This window comes from Vreelandella sp. DA03-1M (assembly GCF_055725665.1).
Map to the genome: position 1 here is coordinate 1,863,366 of NZ_CM146798.1, position 24,342 is coordinate 1,887,707.

The 24,342-nt window shown below is 54.8% G+C and carries 21 protein-coding genes; 17 read left to right on the top strand and 4 right to left on the bottom strand.

Going from position 1 to position 24,342, the window contains the following annotated elements; all coding sequences use genetic code 11:
- The first annotated feature begins 35 nt into the window (after positions 1-35).
- The 6 genes from murC (at position 36) to lpxC (ending at position 6,983) form a co-directional block, all read left to right on the top strand.
- Positions 36-1,448, top strand: a complete 1,413-nt coding sequence (murC, locus tag ACXUPB_RS08600) for a UDP-N-acetylmuramate--L-alanine ligase (RefSeq protein ID WP_472956709.1) — start codon at positions 36-38, stop codon at positions 1,446-1,448.
- On the top strand, positions 1,445-2,386 hold the full coding sequence (locus tag ACXUPB_RS08605; RefSeq protein WP_472956245.1) for a D-alanine--D-alanine ligase: 942 nt from the start codon (positions 1,445-1,447) through the stop codon (positions 2,384-2,386). Before murC ends, ACXUPB_RS08605 begins: the two co-directional genes overlap by 4 nt.
- 24 nt (positions 2,387-2,410) lie before the next feature.
- Entirely contained in the window at positions 2,411-3,124 is a 714-nt protein-coding gene (locus ACXUPB_RS08610) for a cell division protein FtsQ/DivIB (protein ID WP_101146220.1), read from the top strand.
- A 314-nt stretch (positions 3,125-3,438) separates the two neighbouring features.
- Positions 3,439-4,728, top strand: a complete 1,290-nt coding sequence (gene ftsA, locus ACXUPB_RS08615) for a cell division protein FtsA (RefSeq protein ID WP_101146219.1) — start codon at positions 3,439-3,441, stop codon at positions 4,726-4,728.
- Positions 4,729-4,762: 34 nt separating this feature from the next.
- On the top strand, positions 4,763-5,938 hold the full coding sequence (gene ftsZ, locus ACXUPB_RS08620; RefSeq protein WP_101146218.1) for a cell division protein FtsZ: 1,176 nt from the start codon (positions 4,763-4,765) through the stop codon (positions 5,936-5,938).
- 133 nt (positions 5,939-6,071) lie between these two features.
- Positions 6,072-6,983, top strand: a complete 912-nt coding sequence (lpxC, locus tag ACXUPB_RS08625) for a UDP-3-O-acyl-N-acetylglucosamine deacetylase (RefSeq protein WP_101146217.1) — start codon at positions 6,072-6,074, stop codon at positions 6,981-6,983.
- Positions 6,984-7,161: 178 nt separating this feature from the next.
- Here the strand turns inward: lpxC and ACXUPB_RS08630 are convergent, their stop codons facing one another.
- Complete coding sequence (locus ACXUPB_RS08630) at positions 7,162-7,626, bottom strand: DUF721 domain-containing protein (protein WP_176303110.1); 465 nt, start codon at positions 7,624-7,626, stop codon at positions 7,162-7,164.
- A gap of 113 nt (positions 7,627-7,739) precedes the next feature.
- Here ACXUPB_RS08630 and ACXUPB_RS08635 point away from each other — a divergent pair, with 113 nt between their 5' ends.
- From ACXUPB_RS08635 to ACXUPB_RS08650, 4 genes are all read left to right on the top strand, one after another.
- Positions 7,740-8,102 carry a hypothetical protein gene (locus ACXUPB_RS08635; protein WP_101146215.1) on the top strand — a complete coding sequence of 121 codons (363 nt, stop codon included), beginning with the start codon at positions 7,740-7,742 and terminating at the stop codon, positions 8,100-8,102.
- Between the two features lie 104 nt (positions 8,103-8,206).
- Positions 8,207-10,939, top strand: coding sequence for a preprotein translocase subunit SecA (gene secA, locus ACXUPB_RS08640; RefSeq protein ID WP_176303111.1), 2,733 nt, complete (start codon positions 8,207-8,209; stop codon positions 10,937-10,939).
- 54 nt (positions 10,940-10,993) lie between these two features.
- Positions 10,994-12,223 carry a bifunctional glutamate N-acetyltransferase/amino-acid acetyltransferase ArgJ gene (argJ, locus tag ACXUPB_RS08645; protein ID WP_176303112.1) on the top strand — a complete coding sequence of 410 codons (1,230 nt, stop codon included), beginning with the start codon at positions 10,994-10,996 and terminating at the stop codon, positions 12,221-12,223.
- 120 nt (positions 12,224-12,343) lie between these two features.
- On the top strand, positions 12,344-13,300 hold the full coding sequence (locus tag ACXUPB_RS08650; RefSeq protein ID WP_472956249.1) for a Nudix family hydrolase: 957 nt from the start codon (positions 12,344-12,346) through the stop codon (positions 13,298-13,300).
- A 96-nt stretch (positions 13,301-13,396) separates the two neighbouring features.
- Here ACXUPB_RS08650 and ACXUPB_RS08655 read toward each other — a convergent pair whose 3' ends face one another.
- Both ACXUPB_RS08655 and ACXUPB_RS08660 read right to left on the bottom strand, forming a co-directional pair.
- A complete protein-coding gene (locus ACXUPB_RS08655; RefSeq protein WP_472956251.1) occupies positions 13,397-14,299 on the bottom strand; it encodes a carbon-nitrogen hydrolase in 903 nt (300 codons plus the stop codon).
- Between the two features lie 10 nt (positions 14,300-14,309).
- Positions 14,310-15,377, bottom strand: a complete 1,068-nt coding sequence (locus ACXUPB_RS08660; protein WP_472956252.1) for an agmatine deiminase family protein — start codon at positions 15,375-15,377, stop codon at positions 14,310-14,312.
- 180 nt (positions 15,378-15,557) lie between these two features.
- Between ACXUPB_RS08660 and ACXUPB_RS08665 the strand changes: the two genes are divergently transcribed.
- Complete coding sequence (locus tag ACXUPB_RS08665; protein WP_472956253.1) at positions 15,558-16,799, top strand: lipoprotein-releasing ABC transporter permease subunit; 1,242 nt, start codon at positions 15,558-15,560, stop codon at positions 16,797-16,799.
- 25 nt (positions 16,800-16,824) lie between these two features.
- Positions 16,825-17,553: an ABC transporter ATP-binding protein gene (locus tag ACXUPB_RS08670; protein ID WP_101146208.1), complete on the top strand. Its 729-nt coding sequence runs from the start codon at positions 16,825-16,827 to the stop codon at positions 17,551-17,553.
- A 23-nt stretch (positions 17,554-17,576) separates the two neighbouring features.
- On the opposite strand, the gene ACXUPB_RS08675 is transcribed toward ACXUPB_RS08670, so the two are convergent.
- A complete protein-coding gene (locus tag ACXUPB_RS08675; RefSeq protein ID WP_008956819.1) occupies positions 17,577-18,128 on the bottom strand; it encodes a DUF2062 domain-containing protein in 552 nt (183 codons plus the stop codon).
- Positions 18,129-18,225: 97 nt separating this feature from the next.
- On the opposite strand from ACXUPB_RS08675, the gene ACXUPB_RS08680 reads away from it, so the two are divergent.
- From ACXUPB_RS08680 to kdsB, 5 genes are read left to right on the top strand one after another with little or no spacing between them, the layout of a single operon-like run.
- The gene (locus ACXUPB_RS08680) at positions 18,226-20,493 is read left to right on the top strand and encodes a DNA internalization-related competence protein ComEC/Rec2 (protein ID WP_472956255.1); all 2,268 of its coding nucleotides are present in this window, start codon (positions 18,226-18,228) and stop codon (positions 20,491-20,493) included.
- 56 nt (positions 20,494-20,549) lie between these two features.
- Positions 20,550-22,286, top strand: coding sequence for a lipid A export permease/ATP-binding protein MsbA (gene msbA / locus ACXUPB_RS08685; protein ID WP_176303118.1), 1,737 nt, complete (start codon positions 20,550-20,552; stop codon positions 22,284-22,286).
- Entirely contained in the window at positions 22,283-23,311 is a 1,029-nt protein-coding gene (gene lpxK, locus ACXUPB_RS08690; RefSeq protein WP_339885555.1) for a tetraacyldisaccharide 4'-kinase, read from the top strand. Before msbA ends, lpxK begins: the two co-directional genes overlap by 4 nt.
- 13 nt (positions 23,312-23,324) lie before the next feature.
- Positions 23,325-23,558: a Trm112 family protein gene (locus ACXUPB_RS08695; RefSeq protein WP_176303120.1), complete on the top strand. Its 234-nt coding sequence runs from the start codon at positions 23,325-23,327 to the stop codon at positions 23,556-23,558.
- Positions 23,558-24,334: a 3-deoxy-manno-octulosonate cytidylyltransferase gene (kdsB, locus tag ACXUPB_RS08700; protein ID WP_339885557.1), complete on the top strand. Its 777-nt coding sequence runs from the start codon at positions 23,558-23,560 to the stop codon at positions 24,332-24,334. The genes ACXUPB_RS08695 and kdsB overlap by 1 nt, the downstream gene beginning before the upstream one ends.
- Positions 24,335-24,342: the final 8 nt, after the last annotated feature.

Here is a 24,342-nt window from a genome sequence, read left to right on the forward strand (position 1 = left end):
CGACACCCTCACGTGGCACTCCCGCTGGCCCAGGCATGCGTCGCATTCGACGCATTCATTTTGTGGGTATTGGTGGCGCCGGTATGTGCGGTATCGCAGAGGTGCTGGCCAACCAGGGCTACATCGTCAGCGGTAGTGATATGAAAAACTCTTCAGTCGTAGAGCGGCTGCGCCAATGCGGCGTATGCGTGGCGATCGGTCATGCTGAAGCAAATGTGGAAAACGCCGACGTAGTGGTGGTGTCTAGCGCAATCGATGAAACCAACCCTGAAATTCGCTGGGCCCATGAGCATCGTGTACCGGTTGTGCGCCGGGCTGAGATGCTCGCTGAGCTGATGCGCTTCCGTCACGGTATTGCCGTGGCGGGTACCCATGGCAAAACCACCACGACCAGTTTGACGTCGACACTGCTGGCAGAGGGAGGATTAGACCCGACCTTTGTGATCGGCGGCAAGCTGACCAGCGCCGGTACCAATGCTCGCCTGGGCGAGGGCGACTACCTCGTTGCCGAAGCCGATGAGTCCGACGCCTCGTTTCTGCACCTGCAGCCAATGGTATCCATCGTTACCAATATTGATGCTGACCATATGGCGACCTATGGTGGTGACTTCGAGCGGCTGAAAAGTACCTTCATCGAATTCCTGCATAATCTACCGTTTTATGGCCTAGCGGTACTGTGTATTGATGACCCGCATGTCCGCGTACTGTGCGATCAGGTGAAGCGGCAGTTTGTGACCTATGGTTTTGATAGCGATGCTGACTATCGCATTGTCGATTTTGCCCAGCGAGAAGGAGAGGTCTCGTTTACTGCGTTACGCCCAGGCGGCGCTGAGCCGCTAGCGGTACGTTTGGCCATGCCGGGTCGCCACAATGCTCTTAACGCCATGGCGGCGATTGTTGTGGCTACTGATGCGGGTGTCAGCGATAGTGCGATTTTGAGTGGGTTGGCGAGCTTTGCAGGCGTGGGTCGGCGGTTTCAGGTGCATGGGCATTTCCCTGCACCAAAAGGCGGCGGCGACATCATGCTGGTGGATGACTATGGTCACCACCCACGTGAAGTCGACATGGTTATTCAGGCCGTTCGCGCTGGGTGGCCCGAGCGCCGCCTGGTGATGCTTTACCAGCCTCATCGCTATAGTCGTACCCGCGATTTATATGAAGACTTTGTACGCGTGCTTTCCCAAGTCGATACGTTGGTGCTGCTCGATGTTTACAGCGCCGGTGAAGCTATTATTCCTGGTGCCGAGGGGAGAACCCTGGCTGGGTCGATTCGCCAGCGTGGAGAAGTCGATCCGCTCTTTGTCGAGCATAAGCACGAGTTGCCGGTGCTGTTAGCCAATGTGTTACGGCCAGGCGATATTTTAATTACCCAGGGTGCTGGTGATGTGGGAGGGATTTCCCAGCGTCTTGCACAGGCACAGCTAGCGATGAACGAGGTAGATCTGTGAGCGTTGACGTAACAACCCCTGAGTCGCACGGAAAAGTCGTTGTCGTTTACGGCGGTACGTCTGCTGAACGCGAGGTATCGCTTAAAAGCGGGGCGGCAGTACTTGAGGCCCTTCAGCGTAAGGGCGTCGATGCCTGTGGTTATGACCCCCGCGACAACGGCCTGGTGGGATTAGAGCAGCTGGCTCCTTCGGTGGTCTTCGTTGCCTTGCATGGACGCGGCGGTGAAGACGGCACGCTTCAGGGCGCGCTGGAGCTGCTCAATATTCCCTATACCGGGAGTGGCGTGCTTGCCTCAGCGTTGGGCATGGATAAGCAGCGCACCAAGCAGGTATGGAGTGCGGTTGGCTTGCCGACGCCAGAGAGCATCATGCTGGATGCCGGTTCGGATTGGTCAGCCGTGGTCGCTCAGCTTGGCTTGCCGCTGATTGTGAAACCCGTGCATGAAGGCTCAACGCTAGGTATTAGCATTGTCAAAAGCCAGGCGGCGCTTGAGGCTGCGTATCACGAGGCGGCGCAGTTCGACGCACGCGTCATGGCAGAGCGCTTTATCGTCGGCGACGAGTACACGGTCGCGCTGCTTGGTAGCCAGGTATTGCCAGCGATTCGCGTTGAAGTGCCGGGCGGTTTCTACGACTACGAAGCGAAATATATCGCCAATACCACTCAATATCATTTGCCGTGTGGACTGCCCACAGAGCAGGAAGCGGCGCTTGCGGATCTATGCCAACAGGCGTTTGCCGCGATTGGCGGCGTTGGCTGGGGGCGGGTGGATGTCATGCGCGATAGCGAAGGGCGTTTCTGGCTACTGGAAGTTAATACGGTGCCTGGGATGACCGACCATAGCTTGGTTCCTCAGGCAGCGGCACATGCGGGTATCTCTTTTGACGAGCTAGTGATGGAAATATTGAATACCGCTGGCAGGCAGTTATCGCTATGACGAGTTTGTTATGAAGGGTGCCTTATGAAAAGGCGTAATGCTTGGTTGGGCGTTATTCTATTAGCCTTGCTGATGGGCGCCGGTGGCCGGGCGCTTTGGCTGTGGCTAGACCGCCCGATTGAGCGGGTGTCAATCCGCGGTGAATGGGAGTATGTCAGCGCTGACTATCTGCGTACCCAGCTGGCGCCCTTGGTGGTCGATGCCACCTGGCTTTCGGCGGATCTGGGTGAGCTGCGCGACCGCGCTCTAAAAGTGGGCTGGTTGAATGAAGTGCGTATTACCCGTGAGTGGCCCAATGCACTAGTCTTTGAACTAATTGAACAACAGCCGGTCGCACGCTGGAATGATGATTTTTTACTTAACCCAGAAGGGGAGCCTTTCGCATTTGCCCCCTTAAACCCGCCATCAGGTTTGCCTGATTTGGCTGGCCCCGGCGGTAGCAGTGAAGAAGTGTTAACCTACTATCATCGGCTTAAACGTCACTTTGAGCAGCTATCACTTGAGCTTACACAACTTCGTTTAGAGCCGCGCGGCGCATGGCGGCTGCAGTTAAACGAAGGCGCTTGGGTGATGTTAGGACGTCGGCAGCATGAAGTCCGTTTGGCACGTTTATCGGCGTCATGGCAACGCGAGTTGAATTCGCTAAGCGAGCAAATTCGCTATATAGATCTGCGTTACCCTAATGGTGTCGCTGTCGCTTGGCACGGAGAAAGTGAATTTGCTGTGCAAGATGAGTAACTCTTCTATTACTTGACGCAAATAAGGTGTAAAAGTGAGTGACTGCCATCGTTGAAAAAGCCAGTAATCGGCTTTAAATTGCTTTCTATGCCTATTATTGTGGGTTCGTGCTAGTCGTATTGCGACTATTGTTTCTATACTATGGGCCAGACGCTGGTTAAGTGGTTTTTAATTTCAGCTATTTGTACTTAGTGAGTGTCAGAAAACAACCACTGTTTATTTTGGATAGCACGCTTTCAATGTTAAGCGTTGGATTAAGCGGCTCCCAATTAATATTTATTTTTTAACAATGACGCAAGGAGATTTCCCGACTCATGGCAGGCTCACCCAACGCATCCAATATGGTGGTCGGGCTGGACATTGGAACGTCCAAGGTCGTCGCGATAGTCGGTCAACCCACCGATGACGGCGGAATTGAAATTGCCGGTATTGGTTCGCACCCTTCGCGCGGTATGAAGCGTGGTGTTGTAATCAATATTGAATCAACGGTGCAGTCTATCCAGCGCGCAGTTGAAGAAGCCGAGTTGATGGCTGGCTGTGATATCCATTCAGTGTATGTTGGCGTGGCTGGTAGTCATATCAGTTCAATGAACTCTGATGGTGTTGTGGCTATTAAAGAGCGTGAAGTGACACCTTCTGATATTGAACGCGTTATTGATTCTGCTCGGGCGCGCGCTATTTCTGAAGGCCAGCGTGTATTGCATGTATTGCCTCAAGAGTTTTCGATTGATGCTCAAGGGGGGATACGCGAGCCACTAGGCATGTCTGGGGTGCGCTTGGAAGCTCAAGTGCATTTAGTGACGGCCGCCTTAAACGCGGTGCAGAATATAGAAAAGTGTGTACGTCGCTGTGGGCTGGAGGTAGATGCTATTATTTTAGAGCAGCTAGCCTCAAGCATGGCGGTGCTGACCGAGGATGAGCGTGAGCTGGGCGTCTGTATGGTGGATATTGGCGGCGGCACTACTGATATGGCGATTTTCAGTGAAGGCGCCATACGTCACACGGCGGTTATACCTATTGCCGGTGACCAAGTCACTAACGATATTGCCATGGCCCTGCGTACGCCGACCCAACACGCTGAAGAGATTAAAGTTAAATACGCTTGCGCGCTCACTCACTTAGCGTCAAGCGATGAAATGATTAAAGTACCTAGCGTAGGTGATCGACCTGCGCGTGATCTATCGCGCCAAGCACTGGCTGAAGTGGTAGAGCCGCGCTACGAAGAACTGTTTACGCTAGTAAGAGATGAGTTGCGCCGAAGTGGCTATGAAGACATGGTGGCTGCTGGGATTGTGCTTACCGGTGGAACCTCGCGCATGGAAGGGGTTAGTGAATTGGCGGAAGAGATTTTTCATATGCCAGTTCGCATCGCATGTCCACAGAATGTAAGAGGTTTGGCGGACGTCGTACGCAACCCAATTTATGCGACGGGCGTTGGGCTGCTGCATTATGCCTTGCAAGAAACGCGTCATGGGCAAGGCCTAAAAAGCCACGGGGGAGTGGTTGCTGCCCATAAGGGCCGCAATGAGCTTGCCCGGCGTGATATCAAGGAAGACCATTCGGCGCTAGCTAGAATTAAAGGCTGGTTCAAAGGAAATTTCTGACAGGGCCGCAAGCGCGGTTCAGGAGACGGGGCTTATGTTCGAATTGGTAGATAACGCACCCTCGAGCAGTGCGGTCATCAAAGTGGTTGGTGTTGGCGGCGGTGGCGGCAATGCTGTTAACCACATGGTCGAAAGCAATATTGAAGGCGTTGAGTTTATCTGCGCTAACACTGACGCCCAGGCGCTTAAGCGCTGTTCAGCAAAAACCGTGTTGCAACTGGGTAGCGAAATCACTAAAGGATTGGGCGCAGGTGCCAATCCCGACGTGGGTCGTCAGGCAGCAATGGAAGACCGCGAGCGTATTGCGGAATTGCTGGTAGGCGCTGATATGGTGTTTATCACTGCCGGTATGGGCGGTGGGACCGGCACCGGTGGTGCTCCTGTAGTGGCACAGGTCGCCAAAGAGCTAGGGATTCTCACCGTCGCGGTGGTGACTCGCCCCTTCCCCTTTGAAGGGCCGAAGCGAATGCGTGCCGCCGAGGAGGGTATGAAAGAGCTCTCCGAGCATGTTGATTCGTTGATCACTATCCCTAACGAGAAGCTGCTTTCCGTATTGGGCAAAAACGCCACACTGCTTACAGCCTTCAGTGCGGCAAACGATGTGCTGTTGGGCGCTGTTCAAGGTATTGCAGAACTGATTACCAGCCCAGGTATCATCAACGTCGATTTTGCTGATGTGCGCACCGTGATGTCTGAAATGGGTATGGCGATGATGGGTACCGGTGGGGCGACGGGCGAGAATCGTGCTCGTGAAGCTGCCGAGAAGGCCATCCGCAGCCCGTTGTTGGAAGATATCGATCTTCATGGCGCGCGGGGTATTCTGGTCAACATCACTGCTGGTCCTGATTTGTCCATCGGCGAATTCAATGACGTCGGTGCCACTGTTCAAGAGTTTGCGTCTCCGGATGCGACTATCGTGGTGGGCACCTCCATTGATATGGAAATGTCCGACGAGCTGCGTGTGACCGTTGTGGCTGCTGGTTTAGATGGGCAGAAACCTAAGACAGCTGCGCGCGAGCCTGCCCGCCGGTCAGCTGCAGAATCCTCGGATTACCGTAAGCTGCAACAGCCAACGGTAATGCGTCAGCAGGCGACAGCACGCGCTGAAGCAACCGAAACAGCCGCTAAACCTCGTCCTGAAAAGCGTCGCTCTACTGAAGCCGATGACTATTTGGACATCCCCGCGTTTTTACGCCGTCAGGCGGATTGATTCTACAAAACAGCTTTATTGCAACAGTCGGCGAGCGTTTTATTGGCTAAAACGCTCGCTTGCTGTTAAAGTGAACACTGTTTGATAACTTTTCTCTACGGTCACTACCGTCACCAGAGTACGATTACTGCCCATGATCAGACAACGCACCCTACAAAACGTCATACGCGCCACCGGAGTGGGCCTGCATTCTGGCAAAAAAGTCCACTTAGCGCTGCGTCCGGCGCCCGCCAATACTGGGATTGTGTTTGTTAGAACCGATCTGGATCCTGTCGTACACGTGCCAGCGCGCGCTGAATTGGTTGAAGATACCAAGCTATGCACAGCACTCTCCAGTAACGGGGTTAAGGTCGCTACCGTTGAGCACCTTATGTCGGCTTTTGCAGGGTTGGGCATTGATAACGCTTATGTGGACGTAAGCGAACCTGAAGTGCCGATTATGGATGGTAGTGCTAGTCCATTTGTTTTTTTGATTCAGTCAGCGGGTATTTTGGAACAGAATGCCGCGAAGAAATTTATTCGCATCAAGCATCGTGTAGCCGTTACCGATGGTGATAAAGAGGCCGTTTTCTTGCCCCATCAAGGGTTTAAAGTCTCGTTTGCGATTGATTTTGACCACCCCGTTTTTGAACAGCAGAAACAGACGGCGTTGATCGATTTTTCGACCACATCTTTTGTCAAAGAAGTGTCACGTGCGCGTACCTTTGGTTTTATGCGTGATTTAGAGTTTTTACGCTCTAACAATTTGGCATTAGGCGGTAGTTTGGATAATGCGATCGTGGTAGATGATTACCGCATTGTTAACGAAGGTGGTTTGCGCTACGAAGATGAATTCGTCAAGCATAAAGTATTAGATGCCATCGGGGATTTATACCAGTTGGGCTATAGCTTGATTGGCGAGTTTCGTGGTGTTAAGTCAGGGCATGCGCTGAATAATCAGCTGTGCCGTGAGCTGATGGCTCAGCCTGACGCTTATGAAATAGTGACGTTTGAAGAAGATAAGGCCGTGGCGCCGATTTCTTATGCTGCACCCGCAATGGCATAGTACAGCCGCTAATAGACAAGCTGTTATTGGCTAATAGGGTAGACCGAAGGGTTGTCGTAGCAATGGTAATATCAATAAAGCATCGCTTAGGCGGTGCTTTATGCATTTTGCCGCCAGCATTCACTTTACGCCTAGAGCGTTAATAGCCGGTAAGTTTGCCTAACCCTTATGGCAGCTATTACTCGTTGGGTGGCCGAGCATGAGAGGCAAGCCGTTCAAGGGCGCGCTTTAACGTGGGATTGGTCGTATCTTCAGCGCATTCAGCCAGGGTTTTGCCTGCATCTGCTGAAAGACTGCGTGTATTACGTGGCGGGGCGACGATAGGGTGCACAGGGCGCACTTTAAAGGTAAAACCGCTCACGCTTTCAAAGCCAGGCAACTGATGAAGCAGCTCTAATAGGCGACGCTGCTCAAAACGTAACCAGGTTAGCCAGCCCGCTTGACCACTGATCAATGTTAAGCGACCTTCGCGAAAGCCACCGACAAAAATATGTGCTCGCATCTCTTCGGGCAGATGCGCGCGAAGATGCTGCTGCGCCTGGTCAATTAAACGAGATAGGCGCATTAACTGACTAATATCGCCGGACTTTGAGAGTAGGCGGGCAATGGGCTGTGCGCGAGAACGCTTAACCTTTATACTCATACGCTTAATTCCTAGGGCACCGCTATCCTAGGGTGCCGCTAATGATGATGTCGGAGACATTAACCGATCTCAACTTTAGCAGATTTTACCACGCTCAGGAGCCGGTCTACAGCATGTCACCTACGCTTGATGTTCAATCAGCTTTGCCGCGGCGCCATCGCCGGTATGGCTTAGCGCGTTGGTGGCTGGCCGGCTTATTAGTAAGTTGCCTATTACCCGCGAGTTTAAGCCCTGCGGATGCTTTTCGCAGTGGCGAACGCAGCGTTACTATCTGTTTATGGGTACCCGCGATTTTACGTGCGCAGTCGCACTGGATTGCTAAACGGCAGCGCGCTCTGCGCCGTTGGGCTCAACGCCCTAGGCGCTTTGCCCCGATGCGGCGTCTCAGCAGTTGGCTTGCGCCGATGGCCCTGCTGGTGGCGGCGCGTGATGTTTTGACCCAGCGCGGCCCTCCTGCCCATCAAGTATGCCGTTAAGATACTTACTTTGTCCCTACGCTGGTAGGTAGAAGACCTGCAGAAAAAGGTCTGCCGTATATAGGCAAAGTCCGATGGGTTGTTCGTGAATACTTGGATATTTCATGCTTAATAATTTATTACGTAAAGTCGTTGGTTCTAAAAATGACCGCGATGTAAAACGCATGCATAAAAATGTGCCTCAGATTAATGCCCTAGAAGCAGAATTTGAGGCATTAAGTGACGCTGATTTGCAGCAAAAAACAGCGCAATTGCGCGAACGTCTCGCGTCAGGTGAGTCCCTAGATGCGCTGTTAGCTCCCGCCTTTGCAATCGTCCGAGAGGCCAGTAAGCGCGTGATGGGCATGCGTCACTTTGACGTGCAGATGGTGGGTGGTATGACCCTGCACCGTGGCCGTATTGCAGAAATGAAAACCGGTGAAGGTAAAACCCTGGTGGCAACGCTGGCGGTGTATCTGAATGCGCTAACGGAGAAAGGCGTTCACGTGGTGACCGTGAACGACTATTTGGCCCGTCGTGATGCTGAGTGGATGCGCCCGCTGTATGAATTTCTAGGCCTTTCCATTGGTGTTATTTTCTCCGGTCAGTCTGGCGAAGAGAAGCGCCATGCCTATCAGTGCGATATTACCTACGGCACCAATAACGAGTTTGGCTTTGATTATCTACGCGATAACATGGCGTTTTCGTTAGAAGACAAAGTGCAGCGTGGCCTGCATTTTGCGATTGTCGATGAAGTTGACTCGATTCTTATCGATGAAGCGCGTACACCGCTGATTATTTCGGGCGCGGTAGACGAAAATACGGATCTCTATAAAGTCGTTAATCAGTTGGCCCAGCAGCTTGAGAAAGGCGAAGAGAGTGAAGATGAAGATGCCCCGGTGGTCGGCGACTTCTTAGTTGACGAAAAGCAGAAACAGGTAGAGCTAACGGAGCAGGGTCATAACAAAGTTGAAGAGCTAATGCGCGGCGAGGGTTTATTGGGTGATGAAGAATCACTCTATGCAGCGCAAAACCTCAATTTGCTCCAGCATATGCATTCGGCCCTGCGCGCCCGCTACCTCTATAATCGTGATGTCGATTACATCGTTTCTGAAGGTCAGGTAGTCATCGTCGACGAACACACTGGCCGTTCGATGCCAGGGCGCCGCTGGTCGGAAGGCTTGCACCAGGCTGTAGAAGCCAAAGAGGGCGTTACGGTACAGCGCGAAAGCCAAACGCTTGCCTCCACCACCTTCCAGAATTATTTCCGTCTGTATGAGAAGTTAGCCGGTATGACCGGTACAGCGGATACTGAAGCCTTTGAATTTCGTCAAATTTATGGCCTCGACGTGGTGGTTATTCCTACCAACCGTCCATTGGCACGTAAAGACCTGAACGATCTGGTCTATTTGAGCGCTGAAGAGAAATACGAAGCGATCATTAAAGATGTCAAAACTGAGACAGAAGCTGGGCGCCCTGTGCTGGTTGGTACGGCCTCAATTGAAACATCGGAGTACCTTGCCAACCTGATGCGAGAGGCCGGCCTCGCGTTCAACGTACTTAACGCCAAACAGCACCAGAGTGAAGCCGAAATTATCGCTCAGGCAGGCCGCCCAGGGGCAATTACTATCGCCACCAACATGGCTGGCCGGGGTACCGATATCGTGCTGGGCGGCAATTGGGAGGCTGAATCGGCCAAGCTACAAAACCCAAGCCAAGAGCAGGTTGATGCGTTAAAGGCTGAGTGGCAGGCACGCCACGATGCTGTGTTGGCCGCCGGCGGCTTACATGTGGTGGGGTCTGAGCGCCATGAGTCTCGGCGTATAGACAATCAGCTGCGTGGCCGTGCTGGTCGCCAGGGCGACCCCGGCTCCACGCGGTTCTTCTTGTCGCTTGAAGACAGCCTGATGCGTCTGTTTGGCTCTGATCGCGTTAAACGCTTGATGCAGGCGTTAGGGCTTGAGCATGGTGAAGCCATTGAGCATAAAATGGTCTCCAATGCGGTTGAGCGTGCCCAGAAAAAAGTCGAAGGACGTAACTTCGATATTCGTAAGCAGCTGCTTGAGTACGATGACGTTGCCAACGACCAGCGCCGGGTGATCTACGACCAGCGTAATGAAATTCTCGCCGCAGACGATGTGGCTGATGCCGTTATCGGTATTCGTGAAGAGGTAATGGAAACGGCAATTAGCAGCTATGTTCCTCCTCAGAGCCTGCCCGAGCAGTGGGATTTGCCCGGTTTGGAAGCGCACCTGAAAACAGAGTTTAATCTTGATGCGCCCGTGGTTAAGTGGGCTGCTGAGGATGATCGCTTTAGCGAGGAGCAGTTGCGTGAGCGGCTGCAGACCATGCACCGTGAAGCCTATGCGGCAAAAGTGGCTGCAGCGGGCGAGAAACTGATTCGTCGCTTTGAGAAGCAAGTCATGCTGCAGGTGCTGGATACGCGTTGGAAAGAGCACCTTCAGTCAATGGATCATCTACGCCGTGGTATTCACCTGCGTGGCTATGCCCAGAAAAACCCCAAGCAGGAGTACAAGCGTGAATCGTTTGAGCTCTTCCAACACCTGCTTGACCATATTAAAGAAGATGTAACGCGCATTCTGAGCCACGTTCAGGTTCGCCAACCCGAGGAAGTGGATGCCCTTGAGCGTCAACGCCGCGAAGCGCTGGAGCGCGAAACCGCCACCGCCGCTAGTCGCCATGACGCCCCGGCTCCTGAGCAATCTGAGAGCGATCAAGAAGCGCCTGGCAGTGAAGGGCGTCCAGTGCGTCGCGAAGGCCCTAAGGTGGGCCGTAACGACCCCTGTTTTTGTGGTTCAGGTAAAAAGTACAAGCAGTGCTGTGGAAAATTAAGCTAACGGCGATTGTGTCTGAGATAACGTCTGACCAAGGTTTGCCTAAAGGAGAGAATCATGGCAGTGGGAAACACTCCCTTTCCAGAGTTGCCACCCCTGAAAGGGGTGCGCCTTGGGGTTGCAATGGCGGGTATCAAAAAGCCGGATCGTCGTGATGTGGTGGTGATTGAACTGCCCAACACAACGACGGTATCGGGGGTTTTTACCCGTAACGCCTTTTGTGCAGCGCCGGTAATAGTGGCCAAGCAGCACCTTGAACAGTGCCGTGCGGAGCACCGCTCGCCGCGTTATTGGTTGATCAATACCGGCAACGCGAACGCAGGCACTGGCGAGGCAGGCTTGCTCGATGCGCGGGCATGCTGTGCTGAACTTGCCAAACAGGTGGGAGTTGCGGCTGAGGATATCATGCCGTTCTCAACCGGCGTGATTGGTGAACCGCTGCCAATGGAGAAACTGCTAGCGGGATTGGCACCGGCGCTTGAAAGTTTGTCCAGCGCCAGTGTTGCCTGGGAGCACGCAGGCCAAGGCATTTTAACCACCGACACCCGGGCCAAAGGGGCCAGTGTCACGGTTGAAATAGGTAATCAACAGGTAACGATTAACGGCATCACGAAAGGGTCGGGCATGATCAAGCCCAACATGGCGACCATGTTGGGCTTTGTGGTGACCGATGCAGCTATCGAGGCACCGCTACTGGATCGGCTATTGCGTGAAACCGTCGATCGCTCGTTTAACTGCATCACGGTGGATAGCGATACCTCTACCAATGACGCCTGTATGTTGGCGGCGACCGGCACTGGCCCTCGAATCGCTGATGAAGCGCAGATAGCCGCGTTCAGTAACGCTTTACAACGGGTAATGACCGAGCTGGCGCAAGCGATCATTCGTGATGCTGAAGGGGCGACCAAGTTCGTCACCCTGCAGGTTGGCGAAGCGCAAAGTCGGCAAGAAGCGCTTGATGTAGCCTTTACCGTTGCTCATTCGCCGCTAGTCAAAACAGCGCTGTACGCTTCTGATGCCAACTGGGGGCGTATTCTAGCAGCCGTCGGGCGGGCACCGGTGAACGATTTTGACGTTAACCGCGTGGTGATTGACCTGGGCGATGTGCGTCTAGTCGAACAGGGCGGACGCGCGGCAGGCTACACCGAAGCAGCAGGAAGCGCTGTGATGGCGCAGCCAGAAATTACCATTCGCATTAACTTGGGGCGCGGCGAAGAGAGTGCCACGGTGTGGACCTCTGACCTCTCTCATGACTATGTGTCTATCAACGCGGATTACCGTAGCTAGTCAGCCTCTCTCCATTGGGGGCGGTGGTTGGCAGAGATATGGACACACGCAGCGAGATAGCGCCGATGGCAGAAGCGTTGGTGCGCGCAGTGGATCAAGACGTAACGAGTATATGAGTATATGAGCATAAAGGTAAAACGACGGGTTCACGTCGCGGCAGCTGCGATTATCAGCGCCGATCAACAGCAAGTACTGATCGCCCGTCGGCCGTCAAACGTTGATCATGGCGGACTGTGGGAGTTTCCAGGTGGCAAACTAGCACCTTATGAGACCGGTCTTGAAGGATTAAAGCGAGAACTGCATGAAGAGCTGGGCGTCGAGATTGTTTGTGCTCAGCCCTTGATTCGCGTTCACCATGAGTATCCTGACAAGCATATCCTGCTTGATGTCTGGCAGGTGCATGAGTTTGCCGGAGAGCCTTTTGGCCGTGAAGGGCAGGCCGTGCGCTGGGTGCCTATGAGCGAACTCTCCAACTATCCTTTCCCGGCAGCAAATTTACCGATACTGCGGGCGGTAAGGTTGCCTACCGAGTATTTGATCACCAACGAAGAGGCTGACGAAGCGCGTTTTGATGCGTTTTTGGAGCGCGCGCTGCGTGAAGACAAGATTCGCTTGGTGCAGCTGCGTGCCAAGCAGTTGGACGAAGCGGCTTATCTCGCCCGTGCTCAGCGAGCTCTGACTCTATGCCGTGAGCACGGCGCGCGGCTGCTGCTGAATGGTGAACCCACGCTGCTGGATCATATTGACGCTGATGGCATTCATTTGACCAGCGAGCGTTTGATGCAGCTTGAGCGTCGTCCGATTGCTGAAAATAAATGGCTTTCCGCATCGACGCACAACCAAAAGCAGCTTACCCAGGCAGCCGTATTAGGCTGTGACTTTGTCAGCCTGTCGCCGCTGCGCACCACGCCATCGCACCCTGAAGTCGCTCCGCTCGGTTGGCATGACTTTCAACAGTTGGTCGAACGTGCCGGCATGCCGGTGTTTGCATTAGGTGGTATGACGCGCTTTGATGCCAATCACGCCCGTGCCGTAGGCGCTCAAGGGATAGCCTCAATACGTGACTTCTGGAAGTAATCGGTCGCGTTAGCCCGCTCTATACCATCAACAACGCCTGCCTGAGTATTTATCCCAGGCAGGCGTTTTGGTTTGTTGGCGTTTTATCGAGGTTGGCTAGTCGCGGTAACGGCGAGTTAGATCCCCGTAGGCATCTATTCGGCGATCCCTCAGATAGGGCCAAATGCGGCGAGTATTTTCACTGCGCGCCATATCAAGCTCAACGACTAACTGTTCGGTCTCTTCTCCCGCATGCGCCAATAGTTCACCTTGCGGCCCACAAATAAAGCTGCCGCCCCAGAACTGAATGCCATCGCCGACTTCGGAGTGATCTGCCTCAAAACCAACCCGGTTAGCGACCAGCACGGGTAAGCCGTTGGCGACACCGTGGGCGCGCTGAATCACTGTCCAGGCATCTTTCTGGCGTGCCTTCTCAGCGGCATCGTCATTGGGGTCCCAGCCAATCGCTGTGGGGTAGAGCAGTAAGTCCGCACCGGCCAGGGCCATCAGCCGGGCGGCTTCCGGATACCACTGATCCCAGCAAACCAGCACGCCGAGACGACCTACGGATGTCTCAATGGGTGTAAAGCCTTCGCCGCGGGCGCTGTCATGATCACCCGGCGTGAAGTAAAACTTCTCATAAAACCCAGGATCATCGGGAATATGCATCTTACGATACTGGCCAATACGGCCTTTGGCGCGGTCATAGACCACGGCGGTATTGTGGTAAAGCCCTGGGGCGCGGCGTTCAAACAACGAACCGACCAGGACAATGTCCAGCTCCTTAGCGAGTGCTGCAAGACGCTGGCCGGTCGGGCCATCCAACGGCTCCGCTAGATCAAACAGCGAAGGGTCTTCGAACTGGCAAAAGTAGTGAGTGGCATGCAGCTCTTGCAGCAGTACCAACTGAGCGCCTTGTTTAACGGCACTGCGAATACCTGCTTCACTGGCGGCCAGGCTTTGCGCTTTATCAGGCCACGCAGGTTGCTGCACAACAGCGACGGTTAGCGTCGTCGACATGGTGACTCCTTTAACAAATAGCGGTCGCGGGAAACGTACTCTGGGTAAGCGTGCCTTGTGGAAGCTGCATGGTTAAGCAGTGCAGGCTGCCATGTTGGCGAATAACGCTGACGCACTCAATCGGAATTAGGGTGTGTTCGGGAAATGCGATTGCCAGCGCGTGTAGCGCGGTGACATCCGCCGGGTCGCCGTAAGTAGGAACCAGTACGGCTTGATTGATGATCAGAAAATTAGCGTAAGTGGCTGGTAGGCGGTGGCCGTCATCAGGGTCGAAGCAGGCCTGGGGCCAAGGCAGCGCGATCAAACGGTAGGGTTCACCATTGCGTTGTCGAAACGCCTGTAACTCCTGCTCCATCGCCGCCAGTGCCGGATAATGAGGATCATTGGGATCATCGCAGCGTACATAGGCGATGGTGGTTGGGTCGCAAAAACGGGCAAGCGTATCGATATGGCTGTCGGTATCGTCGCCTTCTAAATGCCCATTGGCCAGCCATAATACGCGGTCAACGCCAAAATCTTGGGCGAGCTGTGCTTCTATATCCTCTCGCGATAGCGTGGGGTTGCGGTTGGGATTAAGCAGGCATGCTTCTGTAGTGAGTAGGGTGCCTTCTCCGTCGGTTTCGATACCGCCACCTTCCAGCACTAAATTCCGTGTCGCTACCGGGCAAGCCCAAACGCCCGCCTCGGCAAGCCACTGGGTAAGCAGATTATCACGCTCAGCGGGGAACTTACCGCCCCAGCCGGTAAAAGTGTAATCGAGCATCATCATCTGGCCCTGCTCATCGATAACACTGATGGGGCCATGGTCTCTCGCCCAGGTATCATCAGTGGGTGCGACAATAAGCTGCAGCCGGGAAGCAGGCACGCCGTAAGCGTCAAATGTAGTGGCTAAGCGTTGTTGTGTTGACTCATCGGGCACGCAAATCAGCACGCGCTGAAAGCGTGTCGTGGCGATCACAATGCGTTCCAGGGTGGCTTCGATGCGAGCAAGCAAGGGCGCCCAATCGCCGTCTGGCCGCGGCCAGGTCAATTGTATTCCGTCTTGGGGATACCATTCGGGTAACAAACGATAAGTCATAAAAGCGCAGGCCCACGGTCAGCAGTAAATCGGCGCAATGTAGGTGGTGGCGGGGCAAGTTGCAAGCGTAACGTTTTTAATCTGAACGCTCGCAGGGCTGATAGCTCTAATGGCCGTTTGGAACATGCAGTGAGACTAAAAAAACCGTACCATGAGCGCTTATTGATAAGGAATGACGCCATGCTTGATCGTTTGCCTTTTCTGGTGGGGCTGCGCTACGTGCGCGCTAAACGCCGGAACCATTTTATTTCGTTTATTTCGCTTACCTCAATGCTGGGGTTAATGTTAGGGGTCGCCGTACTTATTCTGGTGTTGTCGGTAATGAACGGCTTTGACCATGAGCTGAGGACGCGCATTTTAGGCATGGTTCCCCACGCTAAAATTGAGTCCCGTGTGGGAATGGTCGAATGGGAGTCTCTGGCCGAAGAGTTGATGCAGCGAGAGCGGGTCATTGGCGCGGCGCCTTTTGTCGAACAACAGGGCATGTTTTCGGTCGGTGGCCACAATCAGGGTGCCATGGTGAATGGTATTAATCCCGATTGGGAAGACCGTGTCTCCATTATTGGCGAACATATGAGCCAAGGTGCATTAGCCGATTTGGTGCCCGGTGAGTGGAATGTAGTGCTGGGGTCAATGCTGGCGCGCAGCCTGGGCGTTGGCGTTGGGGACCGAGTGACGCTGTTGGTGCCTGAGGCTTCGATTACCCCGGCTGGGGTGTTCCCGCGCTTAAAGCGCTTCACCGTTAGCGGTATTTTTAGTGTCGGTGCTGATTTAGACGCCAACCTGGCCTACGCCAATATTGAAGATATGCAGACGCTTGCCCGCTTGGGTGACGCCATTGGCGGGCTTCGCCTACAGCTCGACGACCTGTTTGCTGCTAGTAGCGAAACTCAGGCCATTCTCAACGAGCTTGGCCCTGAGTACCTTGGCAGCGACTGGACGTTCTCTCATGGCAATTTGTTCCAGGCGATACAGATGGAAAAGCGCATGATTGCGCTCCTATTAACCGTCATTATCGCCGTGGCAGCGTTTAATATCGTCTCTACGCTGGTCATGGTAGTCACCGACAAAAGCGCGGATATCGCCATTCTGCGTACGATAGGTGCTAAGCCGAGCTCGATTATGGGGATTTTTATTGTTCAGGGCATGGCCATTGGGCTGATTGGTATCGCCATGGGGGTGGCCGTTGGTGTACTGCTGGCGCTGACCATCGCTGATCTGATTGGCTGGGTGGAAGGGACATTGGGCATTCAGTTCTTGGATGCTGGGGTTTACTTCATTAGCGATTTACCTTCTCGCTTACAGTGGGATGATGTTAGCCGTATCGTATTGGCAGCCTTTGGGCTGACATTCCTGTCCACGCTCTATCCTGCTTGGCGTGGGGCGCGGGTTCAGCCAGCGGATGTATTGCGCTATGAATAATGGCTTCAGGAATAAGGATGACATGATGTCTACGAATACGGTGTCTACCCACGCACAACCAGACGCAGCCATTATGCTCGATTGCCAAGCGCTGACTAAGACTTACAGCGAAGGCCCACAGGATCTAACGGTGCTCGATAAGCTCAGCCTGCAAGTGCGCGCTGGAGAGCGGGTGGCTATCGTCGGCAGTTCGGGCTCCGGTAAGACCACATTGCTGAATCTGCTGGGAGGGCTCGACCGCCCCAGCGAAGGCAGTGTGGTGATCGCTGGTGAGCCGCTATCGGGTTTGAATGAAGCGGCGCTGGGCAGCTTTCGGAACCGCTACATTGGGTTTGTGTATCAGTTTCACCACCTGCTGGCGGAGTTCACCGCCGTAGAAAATGCGGCGTTGCCGCTGATTATTCGCGGCCAGTCGAAAAAGGCGGCCGAGCAGCGGGCGATGCAGATATTGGAGCGAGTGGGCATGCAGCCGCGTGCCGACCATAAGCCAGGTGAGCTTTCTGGTGGTGAGCGTCAACGCGTGGCGATTGCCCGGGCACTGGTTACCGACCCCAGCTTGGTGCTGATGGATGAACCCACGGGCAACCTTGATCAGACCACTGCAGCGACTATTTTGGCGCTGATGGATGAGCTGGCCAAAGAGAGCGCCTGTGCCTTTGTGATTGTGACCCACGATGTGAGCCTTGCCGCTCATCAGGATCGTGTGCTTAAGCTGGATGCAGGTAGGTTGGTCGAGCAAACGCCAGCGCGTTAACGATGGAGATAGGCTCTTAAAGCTTAATCATCAAATTCTGCTTCAATCTGCGCACGCCGCTGCCGACGTTTTTGGCGGCGGCGTTTCCAGTTATGGGAGACGTGCCAGCGCCAGATTAAGCGGATACCGATATTGACGACGATCGCTAATATCAACGCGGTCACCAGCGAGCCAACGATCAGAGGCGGCATAATGTCGTGCATCTGCTCGGCAATCCAGCGCGTTGAAATACGCGAGGGGGCTTCTCGTACAGGCGCACCGAGGATGAAAGTGCCAATCCGATAATTGCCGTAAAAAATGAGCGGCATTGTTAAAGGGTTAGTGATCCATACCAAACCGATCGAAAGGGCTAAGTTGCAGCGCGTTAAGCGAGCACCCAGCGCAGCGACCACCATCTGAAAAGGGATGGGCAGCATGGCGCAAAACACGCCCACGCTAAACGCATTGGCAACGCTTCGGCGAGTTAGTAGCCACAAACCCGGGTCTGCAATCAGCGGTGCCATAAAGCGTAGCGAGCGCTGTTTTCTGATGGTGTCGGGTTTGGGCATGTAGCGCTGCAGGAACCTGCGCGGCATGACGGATACTCTTACCTATCGATGCTGCCCATTATCCATATAGCGTTGCCCTTCGGCTATGCTAGGCCATCAATGAACATTCGCCAGGGAGGGTTCTATGCGGTTAGGGGTCGCCATGCCCGCTGCACTTGCAGCTCTCGCTGGAGGGATTTTGGCATGGTACAGCCATGCCGCAGGAGTGACCTCCAATGCGTTCGGTTGGGTGCTGGTCGCCGCATTGTTGATAGTGGCGTGGCAACCCCGCCGAGTTATATGGCTACTGATGGGGCTATGGGTATTTGCTGGCGTTCAGCAGGAATGGACGAGCCGTTTGCCAGCAGGGCTGAGTGGCGAGGATATAGCCGTTGAAGCCACTGTGCTGAACGCTCAGTCGTCGGGGGACGCAACGCGTCTGATGCTGCGTGTTGATAGCTGCCAAGGCCCGGCACAACGACCACGTTGCTCGGTGATAAACAAGGTGCGGGTAACGGCTTATAGCGATGAAGCGTTTTATCCCGGTGAACAGTGGCGAATGACGCTCCGTTTGCGGCCTCCCAGTGGTTTTGCCAACCCCGGTACGTTTGATTATGAGCAGTGGCTATGGCGTGAGGGAATTCACGCCACTGGGTATCTGCGCCAAGATCCACCGCCGGTTCGGCTAGCTTCCGCCGGGCCATCGCTGCGTCAGCTGGGGGTGAGTTTTTTAGCTCGGCAGGCGCTGGATGAGCGCACTAAACGCTGGTTGGCGGCGCTGACACTGGGTGATAGCGAACAGCTTACCCAAGATGACTGGTCATTGTTGAATGCGACCGGTACAACCCATCTGGTCGTTATTTCAGGCTTACACGTTGGGCTGGTGACGTCATTTGTATTGATGCTTGCCAAGTTCGGAGCGCGCTTAACGACGCCTACCAACTGGCGCATGCGCGCTTGGCCTTGGTGGGTAGCGGCGGTAGCCTGCATCAGTTACGCCACGCTTGCCGGGATGGCACCGCCCGCTATGCGTGCCATGGTGATGACGTTGATTGGCCTGTGGGTGCTTAGTGGTCGACATGCACCAAGCCCATGGCAAGGATGGTGGCTGGCCATTGCGCTGGTGCTTCTCGTTGATCCGTTGGCTCTGTGGCGGCCCGGTATGTGGCTGTCATTTGTGGCGGTGGCATGGTTAATCACTATTTGGCAGGGGCGGCGGCGCCCCCAGGGTATTAAAGGCTGGTGTTGGGCGCTGGTCAGATCGCAGTTGCTGCTTGCACCGCTAATGGCCGCCGCTGTGCTGGTAGCATTTGGGCGCATAGCGCCCGCCGCTCCACTGATTAACCTGGTGGCCGTGCCGTGGGTGAGTTCCATCATGGTGCCTACGGCGTTACTGGGTTGGTTATTATCGCCGGTGCCTTTTCTAGGTCATGCTTTGTGGTGGCTGTTTGAGGCCGCACTTAATATTTTCCATTGGCTGTTGAGCCTCTCTGTTCAGCATTGGCCGCTATGGGAGCCTGATCGGCCATTAACCTATCCGCTGGCCTTTGCGCTGTTGCTACTGTCACTCTGTTGGGGGTTGCCTGCGGTGCTGCCGGGGATGCGGCTAGCCGCTACAGCATTGGTGGTGGCGCTGCCTTGGTGGTCGCTATCGTCGATGACTCCCCAGCAGGGGCTTCGAGTGAGTGTGCATGATGTGGGGCAAGGGCAGCTGATAGAGCTGCGCAGTGAACATTATCGACTGCTTTATGACACTGGACCCCGCTTTCGCGGCGGTTTTATGCCGCTGGAAACACTGTGGTCGCCGGGTCAGCGCTTTGATCAGGTGATCGTTAGTCACGCCGATAACGACCATGCGGGTGGCGTTAATGCGCTATTAGCGGAGCATCAGGTTACTCAGTGGACTGCCCCTGCGGGTGAAACGCTGCCAATAGCGAGTCGGGCGTGCCAACGAGGTCAAACCTGGCAGCGCGATGGTGTTAATTATCGCTTTTTATGGCCGCCAGCGGGCGCTAATGCGTTATCACCCAATGATCGATCCTGCGTATTGGAAGTCAGTGTAGGCGAGCATCAGCTGCTCATCACGGGGGATGTAAGTACCGAGATAGAGCGGCGCTTTTTGCTTGAAGTGGATTCGCCTGTCTCTATGCTTGTCGCGGGGCATCACGGCAGTGGAACGAGCTCGGGTGTTCAGTTCGTACGTCATACCGCCCCTGAACATGTTATTTTTAGCGCAGGACGTGATAACCCTTTTCAGCATCCGGTAGATGCCGTCGTGCGCCGTTTTCGTGATCAGGAAAGCTGTTTGTGGAGTACGGCCCTCGACGGCGCACTGCGTTTTTGGCTGGAAGCAGCTCGTCCTTTTGAGGTCAAAACGACGCGACCACGGTCAGGTCGACGCAATCGGTGTTGAACCACGTCGCCATCAGGTAGAATTCACCGCATTGCACACTATTGCCGGGAGCGCGTGTGGCTGATTCAAGTTGGGGTATTTACAAGCGGTTATTGGGCTATGTTAAGCCACATTGGCGCGCGTTTTCGCTGGCGCTGGTGGGGTTTGTGGTATACGCCGCGTCGAGTACCGCACTGGCGGAAATGATGAAGCGGCTAATTGATGGCATTCAAAACCCGGATGCGGCCTTCCGGTTCTTCTTGCCACTGTTTGTCATTATTATGTTCTCCGCCCGCGGGGTAGGTACTTTTTTAAGTACTTACTTTATGGCTTATGTGGGTCGCTACGTGATTCATACTCTGCGCTGCGATGTATTTGCTCATCTTCTTCATCTGCCTGGCCGGTTTTTTGACCACCACTCCAGCGGTCAACTGGTATCGCGGGTGACCTACCACGTCGAGCAAGTGGCAGGGGCGGCCACCAAGGCGGTGACGATTATTTTGCGTGAAGGCTTGTTCGTCGTCGGCCTGGTGCTTTATCTGCTCTGGACCAACTGGATGCTCACGCTACTGTTTTTAGGCGTGACGCCGATTATCGCCGTCGTAGTGAGTTACGTCAGTAAGCGGTTTAGGCGTATCTCCAAGCGCATTCAGCACTCTATGGGCGATGTGACCCATATTGCGTCGGAAGCGTTGTCTGGCTATCGCGTAGTACGCACCCATGGCGCAGAAGATTATGAAAAGCAGCGCTTTGAGCGAGTGAGTGAAGAGAATCGTCGCCAAAGTATGAAAGAGGCCATGACCCGGGCGGTTAGCTCGCCGGTAATTCTGATGCTGGTGGCTATCTCTATGGCGCTGCTGGTATGGCTGGCGATGGCGCCCTCCCTGATGGAGAACATGACCCCCGGTGAGTTCGTCGCCTTTATTACGGCAGCCGCCCTGATGATCAAACCGGTGCGACAATTGACTGAGATTAACGGTGAGATTCAGAAGGGGTTGGCGGCTGCGTCAGAGCTTTTTGGACTACTGGATATGACGCCGGAGCAGGATAACGGTAAGCGTATTGCCAGCCGTTTAAGCGGTGAGGTCGTTATCGATAAGGTTAGCTTCCGCTATGCCGACGACCAACCTGAAGTATTGCACGATATTAATCTACGGCTGGCGCCAGGTGAACTGGTAGCGATAGTCGGTCGCTCGGGAAGTGGCAAATCTACGCTGGTGAGCCTATTGCCGCGCTTCTACCGGCCTAGCCAAGGCATTATCACCATTGATGGCGTCAATGTTGATGAGTACGCGCTTGGGCCGCTGCGCCAGCAGATTGCCTTGGTCTCCCAGCAGGTGACGCTATTTAATGCCTCAATTGCCGATAACATTGCCTATGGGGTGGCTAATCCTGATCCACAGGCTATTCAAGCGGCGGCTGAAGCGGCCTATGCCCACGAGTTTATCGACAAACTCCCCGATGGCTATGCGACCACCGTAGGCGAAAACGGCGTGATGCTCTCTGGCGGCCAACGTCAGCGGCTGGCGATTGCTCGGGCTATCTTCAAGGATGCGCCGCTGTTAGTACTCGATGAGGCCACCTCGGCGCTGGATACGGAATCCGAGCGCTATATTCAGAAAGCGCTAGAACGCGTTTGTGAGGGTCGCACTACATTGGTGATTGCCCATCGCTTGTCCACCATTGAGCGGGCCGACCGGATCGTGGTGATGGATCAGGGACGTATCATTGAAGAGGGCACCCATCAGGCCTTGTTGGATGCCGATGGCGCCTATGCAGCGCTGCATCAGTTGCAGTTTCAAGAAGCATTATGACCCTGCCTAAAAAAGCGCAAAAGACTCGAACACTGGCAGAGCGTTGGCTGCAAGGAGCCTATCAGGGCAGCCGTTGGCTTTGGCCGCTGAAGCCCTTAGGGGCGCTTTACCAATTGGGAATGGCCCGCCGTGAAAAGGCCTACCAGCTCGGAAAGAAGGCCACGTGGAAGGCTCCCGTGCCGGTGATTGTGGTCGGCAATATCACCTTAGGCGGAACCGGGAAATCACCGCTAGTGGCGTGGTTGAGCAATTGGCTGGTGTCGCAGGGCTGGTCACCAGGCATTGTTACCCGCGGCTATGGCGGAACATCCTCGCACTATCCCTTGTTTGTCACCGCCGCTACTAATGTTGCCGAAAGCGGCGATGAACCCTTGATGCTCGCGCAGCAGACAGGGCTACCGGTAGTGGCAGACCCCAAGCGGCCGCGCGGCGTGCAGGCGCTAGTGGCGGCGGGTTGCGATATTGTTTTGAGCGACGATGGCTTGCAGCACTTGGCGCTGGCGCGGGATATTGAGCTGGTAGTGGTTGATGGTGCCCTTGGTTTAGGCAATGGTCGCTGCTTACCCGCCGGGCCGCTGCGCGAATCGCCCAGCCGGTTGCAACGCGTTGATGCCGTGATCGTCAATGGTGATTCACAGCAGGCGTTGCCGGTTGGCTCTGTTACCACTATGCAGTTAGCACCGCGATATTGGCGCCGCTTAGATGACGGTGCTCGGTTTTCGCTAGCGCCGCTGCCGTTTACGCTACCAGTGCACGCAGTAGCGGGGATTGGCAATCCCGAGCGTTTTTTTCGCACGCTTTCCGATTTGGGGGTCAGTGGTGACTGGCATCCGTTGGCCGATCACCAGCATTACAGTGCTGACGCGCTAAAATTTGCAGATATCCGCCCGATTATCATGACAGCCAAAGATGCTGTTAAATGTTTCGCCCTGGCGCCGTCGAATAGTTGGGTATTAGATGTGGAAGCCACGCTTCCACCTGAATTTGAGCACTGGCTGACAGCACGGCTGTCGGCACTTTCTTAAAGGAGTCACGCGCATGGATAAGGAACTGCTTGCAATGCTGGTTTGCCCGTTGTGTAACGGCAAGCTGAAATATGACCGCGAAGCCCAAGAGCTGCGTTGCCACTACGATGGCTTGGCCTACCCCATTCAAGAAGGGATTCCCGTCATGCTGCCGGAAGAAGCCCGTGCCATGGACGCCGATGAGAAGCTGCCTACTTCCCCTGGTCGCGCGCCAGGGAGCGCTTCAGGACATTCCGGAGGCGTTTAATGGCTTCTTCTGACGTCGCCGTACCTGAATTTACGGTTGTAGTACCCGCACGCTATGGCTCCACCCGTTTGCCCGGCAAGCCGCTGTTAGAAATTGCCGGAGAGCCGATGGTCGCCCACGTGTGGCGCCGCGCATGCCAAAGCCATGCCAGCCGGGTTGTGGTGGCCACAGACGATAGCCGCATTCGGGATGCCATGCTGCCTTATGGTGCTGAGGTGATCATGACGCGCGACGATCATCCTTCGGGCACTGACCGCTTAGCCGAAGTGTCTGATATTTTAGCGCTAGCGGATGACGCTCTGCTGGTTAATGTGCAGGGCGATGAGCCTTTGATTCCGCCTGCCTTGATTGATCAAGTGGCCCTTCGCTTGGCCGATGACCCCGAAGCATCGATTGCCACGCTGGCGGAGCCGATCAACGATGTTGACACGCTGTTTAATCCCAACGTGGTCAAGGTGGTGCGCACTCTGCAGGGTCGAGCGCTGTATTTCTCGCGTGCACCCATTCCCTGGGATCGGGAGCATTTCAAACAGGCTCCCACGCTACTGGCGACCGATGCTTGGCTGCGCCATATCGGCCTCTATGCATACCGCGCGGGTTTTCTAGCGGCTTACCGTGACTGGCCAGCCTCTAGCCTGGAGCAACTTGAACAGCTTGAGCAACTGCGTGCGTTACAAAACGGCCACGCGATACAGGTAGCCTTAGCCTGTGAGGTGAATCCCGCGGGTATTGATACTGCCGAGGATTTAGCCCGTGTACGCGCGCTGCTTGCCTAGCGCCTAAG